The sequence below is a fragment of the Streptococcus sp. GMD1S genome (assembly GCF_000296875.1).
Taxonomy (GTDB): Bacteria; Bacillota; Bacilli; order Lactobacillales; family Streptococcaceae; genus Streptococcus.
In genome coordinates this window covers 1-7015 of sequence record NZ_AJQY01000331.1, presented here as the reverse complement: position 1 = coordinate 7015, position 7015 = coordinate 1, and the positions used below count along the sequence as shown (strand labels likewise).

The following is a 7015-nucleotide window of genomic DNA, read 5'->3' as shown; positions in this document are numbered from 1 at the left end:
CGTATTCTACAAAATGAAAGTGAACAGTTACTCTTAAAGAACGAAGTTTTTCATCAGGTTTTTGAAGAGCATTACCAAGGTGAGAATAAAGAGAAATTTAGCCGTTTGGTGAAGAACTTTGCTGGACGTGGCAAGGATGAACGAGGTCTGCGCCAGCAAGTCTACAAAATCTATGATTTCCTTCAATCCACCAGTAGCCCCCAAAAATGGCTGAACGAGTCTTTTCTCAAAGGGTTTGAAAAAGCTGACTTTGCAAATGAAAAAGAGAAACTAACTGAGCAAATTAAGCAGGCGCTCTGGGATTTGGAAAGTTTCCTCCGTTATCATCTGGATAACGATGCCAATGAGTTTCCAAAAGCTACCTATTTAGAAGCTGTTCAACAGGTTCTGGATGAAATTGGCTCCTTAAATCAAGAGTCCGATAGTCAGGCTTATCAAGCAGTGCTTGCGCGTGTTGTTGCCATCTCTAAGGAAAAAAATGGTCGAGCTCTGGCTAACTCCAGTCGTAAGGCCGATTTAAAGCCACTGGCTGATGCCCACAACGAAGAGAGAAAGGCCCAGTTTGCAAAACTTGGACAACTAGCAGATCAGATAACCATTCTCGACTATCAAGAACGTTATCATGAAGATACTTGGGAGCTAGCTAAAACCTTCCAAACCTTTATGAGTGATTTTGTGGAGGCTTATCGCGAACGTAAACGCCAAGAAAATGCCTTTGAATTCGCTGATATCAGTCATTACACCATTGAGATTTTAGAGAATTTCCCACAAGTTCGCGAGACTTATCAAGAGAGATTTCATGAAGTCATGGTCGATGAGTATCAGGATACCAACCACATTCAAGAACGGATGCTGGAATTGCTGTCGAATGGTCACAATCGCTTTATGGTGGGAGATATCAAGCAGTCCATCTACCGTTTCCGTCAGGCAGATCCCCAGATTTTCAATGAAAAATTTCAACGCTATGCGCAAAATCCTCAAGAAGGAAAGCTGATTTTGCTCAAGGAAAATTTCCGTAGTAGTTCAGAAGTGCTGTCAGCAACCAATGATGTTTTTGCACGCCTTATGGACCAAGAGGTCGGTGAAATCAACTATGATAGCATGCACCAGCTTGTTTTTGCCAATACCAAACTGACTCCTAATCCAGACAACAAGGCAGAATTTCTCTTCTACGATAAGGGCGATAGTGGGCAAGAGAAAGAAGAAAGTGATGAAGACACGAAACTCACTGGGGAAATGCGCCTTGTCATCAAGGAAATCTTAAAGCTACATCAAGAAAAAGGTGTGGCCTTCAAAGAAATTGCCCTTCTGACTTCCAGTCGCAGTCGTAATGACCAGATTCTACTTGCCCTGTCTGAGTACGGGATACCTGTCAAAACAGACGGTGAGCAAAACAACTACCTCCAATCCTTAGAAGTACAAGTCATGTTGGACACCCTTCGTGTCATCCACAATCCCCTGCAAGACTACGCCTTGGTTGCCCTTATGAAGTCTCCTATGTTTAGTTTCGATGAGGATGAGTTGGCACGTTTATCTCTTCAGAAAGCAGAAGATAAAGTACAAGAGAATCTTTATGAGAAACTAGTTAATGCTCAAAGACAGGTAACTGATCAGAAAGAGTTAATTCACAAGGACCTAGCTGAAAAATTAAATCAATTCATGGATATCTTGGATTCTTGGCGCTTACATGCCAAAACCCACTCTCTCTATGACTTAATTTGGAAGATTTATAATGACCGTTTTTATTATGACTATGTTGGAGCCTTGCCAAACGGACTTGCTAGGCAGGCTAATCTCTATGCCCTAGCGCTACGTGCTGACCAGTTTGAAAAGAGCAATTTCAAAGGCTTGTCTCGTTTTATTCGTATGATTGATCAAGTTTTAGAGGCTCAGCATGACCTCGCAAGCGTAGCTGTCGCACCGCCTAAAGATGCCGTGGAACTTATGACCATTCACAAGAGCAAAGGTCTGGAGTTTCCTTATGTCTTTATCCTCAACATGGATCAGGACTTCAACAAGCAAGACAGCATGTCAGACGTCATTCTCAGTCGTCAAAATGGGCTTGGTGTCAAATACATTGCCAAGGTGGAAACAGGAGCAGTGGAAGCACACTATCCTAAAACCATCAAACTCTCCATTCCTAGCCTAACTTATACGCAGAATGAGAAAGAACTGCAATTGGCTAGCTATTCAGAGCAGATGCGTCTGCTGTATGTTGCCATGACGAGGGCTGAGAAAAAGCTCTATTTTGTCGGTAAGGGTTCTCGTGAAAAGCTAGAAGCCAAGGAATACCCGGCAGCAAATAACGGAAAATTAGATAGCAATACCAGACTGCAAGCAAGAAATTTCCAAGATTGGATCTGGGCTATCAGCAAAGTGTTTGCCAAGGACAATCTCAACTTTAGCTATCGTTTTGTTGGCGAAGACCAGTTGACTAGAGAAGCTATTGGTCAGTTGGAAAACAAGAGCCCTCTACAAGATAGCTCTCAAGCAGACAACCGCCAGTCTGAAACCATCAAAGAAGCTCTGGAAATGCTGAAAGAGGTGGAAGTTTATAATACTCTTCACCGCGCAGCCATTGAGCTTCCTAGTGTTCAAACCCCAAGTCAAATCAAGAAATTCTATGAACCAGTTATGGATATGGAAGGTGTCGAGATTGCAGGTCAAGGCCAGTCAGTAGACAAGAAAATTAGCTTTGAGTTACCAGATTTTTCAACCAAAGAAAAGGTAACAGGAGCTGAGATTGGTAGTGCTACCCACGAACTCATGCAGAGAATTGACCTAAGTCAGCGACCAACCCTTGCTAGCCTGACAGAAACTCTCAAACAAGTTCAAACCAGCCCAGCTGTCAGAGACAAGATCAATCTTGCTAAAATTCTTTCATTCTTTGACACAGCACTTGGTCAAGAAATTCTTGCTAATACAGACCATCTTTATCGCGAGCAACCTTTCTCCATGCTCAAACGAGATCAAAAGAGTCAGGAAGACTTCGTTGTCCGTGGAATCTTGGACGGCTATCTGCTTTATGAGGATCGTATCGTTCTTTTCGACTACAAGACAGACCGCTATGACGAGCCAAGTCAACTCATAGACCGCTATCGTGGTCAATTAGCCCTTTATGGAGAGGCTTTATCACGAGCCTATTTGATTGAAAATATTGAAAAATACTTGATTTTACTCGGTAAAGACGAGGTTCAAGTTGTAAAAGTATAATCTAGAAAGGAGACCTCATGACACTTCCAGTTAGAAAATCCCTGCACGATGCGGTTTTACAGGCTTCAAAAGCCGATACTTGGGAACAGGCTACCAAGGAATGGAATGAAGTTTCCTTGATTTTTAATGGTATCGGCCGTAGCAATTGTGTTTGTGGGAATGCTATCAAATACGCCTACGAACTCTTTAACGGTGTCACAGGCCGACGCCTCTTTCCAATCGGCAGCGATTGTGTTCGTCATTTTCATCGATTGTCCCTTGACCAGCAACTAGAAGAGGAAGAAAAATTACTCAGAAAGGTTGAAAATCTTACCAGAAAAGCCCAGAAAAAGGAAAAAATCAAGGTCAATAAAAGTGACTTTGACGAGCGACTTCTAAAATGGCTCTGGGAAAAAGGCGTTTTCAAGCCTAATCGTGGCAATCAGTTCGCACCTGAGAGAGACTACCAACTCTTCCTAGAAGTCTTTCAAGGAGGAAATTGGACCAAGGCTGAGCCAAAGAAGAAGGCTCGCATGGAAGAAGTCCTTGAAAAATGCATTAAGCCCTTTTTACTTGGAAAACCGGATGATCAACTCTACCTTGTCAAGCTAGGCAAGGAGAAAATTGACTACGAACAAGAACTCCGTATCTAGGCAGAGAAAGAGCGCAAGAAGAGGGATAAAATCGCCAAGCAATATGCAGACAATCTGGTCCTAGCCATGGGACCAGCAGAGCGTGCCTATCAAGACTACTTTGGCTTTACAGAAACCCTAACCCAAGAAGAACGCAAGTGGGAAAAAATACTTTTTGGTAAAAATCGAACAGAACGGGCTATCAAGGCTAAACAATACCAAAAAGAGCTGGAAAAAGACCAACGAATTGCGAGTCAGGATCCAATTGAAAGAAAGCAGAAGCAGACCTGGCTTCTTAATTCCTATTTTCGGGATTTGCCTGATGAAAAAGCTAGATTTTCTCGGCTCTTATTAGAATTTCGAAAAAGTGGAGAAGTACCCTTTTCAGATGAATACTTATCTGAGCATCTCATCGATTTTTTCTACAAGATGAAAGCCTTTGAGTTTGAAATTGCTCCGGATCAAGCTGCTGAATTTTTAAAAGAATGTTTAAGAGCTGATTATTTATCCCCAGCGCAAATTCTCTGGAGTGAAACGATTGTCACAAATTGTATCAGCCCTTTTCTCTCAAGAATACTCTTATAAGAAAAATACCTATAGTCAATATGACTTGATAGGTATTTTCTCGTACTTTGATATAACAATACATTATTTATGCAAACATTTTTACTATATATACTCATTTTTGTAGACAAAAGCCTATGCAAAGAGGGATCATTTATGATAGAATAGATGGTAAGAAAGAAAACGTTTTTATCACGTTTTTTTTAGTCGGAAGGGGAATTATTATGGCTACTATTCAATGGTTTCCGGGTCACATGTCAAAGGCTCGGCGACAAGTTCAGGAGAATTTAAAATTTATTGATTTTGTGACGATTTTGGTGGATGCTCGCCTACCTTTATCTAGTCAAAATCCTATGTTAAACAAGATTGTGGGAGATAAACCCAAACTCTTGATTTTAAACAAGGCAGACCTAGCTGATCCAGCAATGACAAAAGAATGGCGTCAGTACTTTGAATCACAAGGGATTCAAACTCTGGCAATCAACTCCAAAGAGCAAGTTACCGTAAAAGTTGTGACAGATGCAGCCAAAAAGCTTATGGCTGATAAGATTGCACGCCAGAAAGAACGTGGCATTCAGATTGAAACCTTGCGTACCATGATTATCGGAATTCCAAATGCTGGCAAATCAACTCTGATGAACCGTTTGGCTGGGAAAAAGATTGCGGTGGTCGGCAATAAACCAGGTGTTACCAAGGGGCAACAATGGCTCAAAACCAATAAAGACCTTGAAATCCTAGACACACCAGGGATTCTTTGGCCTAAGTTTGAAGATGATGCTGTCGCACTGAAATTAGCCTTAACTGGAGCAATTAAAGACCAGTTGCTTCCTATGGATGAAGTCACCATTTTTGGTCTCAATTATTTCAAAAAACATTATCCAGATAAGCTAGCTGAACGCTTCAAACAAATGAAAATTGAAGAAGATGCTCCTGTTATTATCATGGATATGACACGTGCCCTCGGTTTCCGAGACGACTACGACCGTTTTTACAGCCTCTTCGTGAAGGAAGTTCGTGATGGAAAACTCGGTAACTACACCTTAGATACATTGGACGATATCGATGACGACGATTAAAGAAATCAAAGAACTTCTTGCCACGGTCAAAGACTTATACAATCCCCTTTTTCTTGAACTGGAAAAAGATAGCCGAACTGGAGTTCAAAAGGAAATCAGCAAGCGTAAAAAAGCCATTCAGGCTGAACTGGATGAAGACCTTCGCCTGGAAACTATGCTTTCTTATGAAAAAGAACTTTATAAGCAAGGATTGACTCTAATTGCAGGTGTTGACGAGGTTGGCCGTGGTCCTCTTGCTGGACCTGTAGTCGCTGCAGCCGTTATCTTGCCGAAAAATTGTAAGATTAGAGGCCTCAACGATAGCAAGAAGATCCCCAAAAAGAAACATTTGGAAATTTATCATGCTGTTCAAGATCAAGCCTTGGCAATCGGTATTGGTATCATGGATAATCAGGTCATCGACCAAGTCAATATCTATGAAGCAACCAAGCTGGCCATGAAGGAAGCAATTTCCCAGGTCAGTCCGAAACCTGAGCACCTCTTGATAGACGCCATGAAACTGGAGTTGTCGATTCCCCAAACAGCAATCATCAAAGGAGATGCCAACTCTCTCTCAATCGCAGCTGCATCTATAGTAGCCAAGGTGACACGGGATGAATTGATGAAGGAATATGATCAGCAATATCCTGGATATGATTTTACAGCTAATGCAGGTTATGGAACAGCTAAACACCTAAAAGGACTAGAAAAACTAGGTGTCACCCCAATTCACCGAACCAGTTTTGAACCAGTCAAAACACTGGTTTCAACTAAGAAAGACAAGTAAGAGGAAATGATTATGGAGGAACAGTCAGAAACACTCAGTTCCAAGAAAGAATTTGCCTTTGCCTCAAGCACCATATTATCCCAAGTTGGACGGGGAATCATTGTTGGTCTCGTCGTCGGGCTAATCGTCGGATCTTTTCGTTTCTTAATCGAAAAGGGCTTCCATCTGATACAAGGACTCTATCAAGATCAAGCGCACTTAGTGCGCAATCTTTTTATCATTGGCCTATTTTATGTAATAGTTTGCTGGCTTAGCGCGAAACTAACTCGGTCAGAAAAAGATATCAAGGGTTCAGGAATTCCTCAAGTTGAAGCTGAACTAAAGGGACTGATGAGTCTCAACTGGTGGAGTGTCCTCTGGAAGAAATATGTATTAGGTATTCTTGCTATTGCCAGTGGCCTTATGCTAGGTCGGGAAGGGCCAAGTATTCAACTTGGAGCAGTTGGTGGTAAAGGTATTGCCAAGTGGCTCAAATCTAGCCCAGTAGAGGAACGTTCCCTGATTGCCAGTGGAGCAGCTGCAGGTTTAGCAGCTGCCTTTAATGCACCAATTGCAGGTCTCCTCTTTGTTGTAGAGGAAGTCTATCACCATTTTTCACGATTTTTCTGGGTATCAACTCTAGCAGCTAGTCTCGTAGCAAACTTTGTTTCTCTGCTCATATTTGGCTTAACACCCGTACTGGATATGCCAGACGACATTCCTCTCATGACCCTAGACCAGTATTGGATATACCTCCTTATGGGAGTTTTTCTCGGGCTTTCTGGTTTTCTCTATGAGAAAGCTGT

4 protein-coding genes and 1 pseudogene are annotated in these 7015 nt (G+C 42.0%); all 5 read left to right on the top strand.

The genetic code is table 11. The annotated features are described in order from the left end of the window. A partial coding sequence (gene addA / locus GMD1S_RS09765; RefSeq protein WP_000306098.1) for a helicase-exonuclease AddAB subunit AddA occupies positions 1-3213 on the top strand: 3213 nt, incomplete at its 5' end. Between the two features lie 17 nt (positions 3214-3230). Continuing rightward, positions 3231-4409 (top strand): annotated as a pseudogene (locus GMD1S_RS12620) (hypothetical protein). Between the two features lie 203 nt (positions 4410-4612). Beyond that, on the top strand, positions 4613-5464 hold the full coding sequence (ylqF, locus tag GMD1S_RS09750) for a ribosome biogenesis GTPase YlqF (RefSeq protein WP_000201284.1): 852 nt from the start codon (positions 4613-4615) through the stop codon (positions 5462-5464). Further along, entirely contained in the window at positions 5451-6230 is a 780-nt protein-coding gene (locus GMD1S_RS09745; RefSeq protein WP_000207517.1) for a ribonuclease HII, read from the top strand. Before ylqF ends, GMD1S_RS09745 begins: the two co-directional genes overlap by 14 nt. A 12-nt stretch (positions 6231-6242) precedes the next feature. Further along, positions 6243-7015: chloride channel protein (locus GMD1S_RS09740; RefSeq protein ID WP_000392576.1), on the top strand; the 773-nt coding region annotated here is incomplete at its 3' end.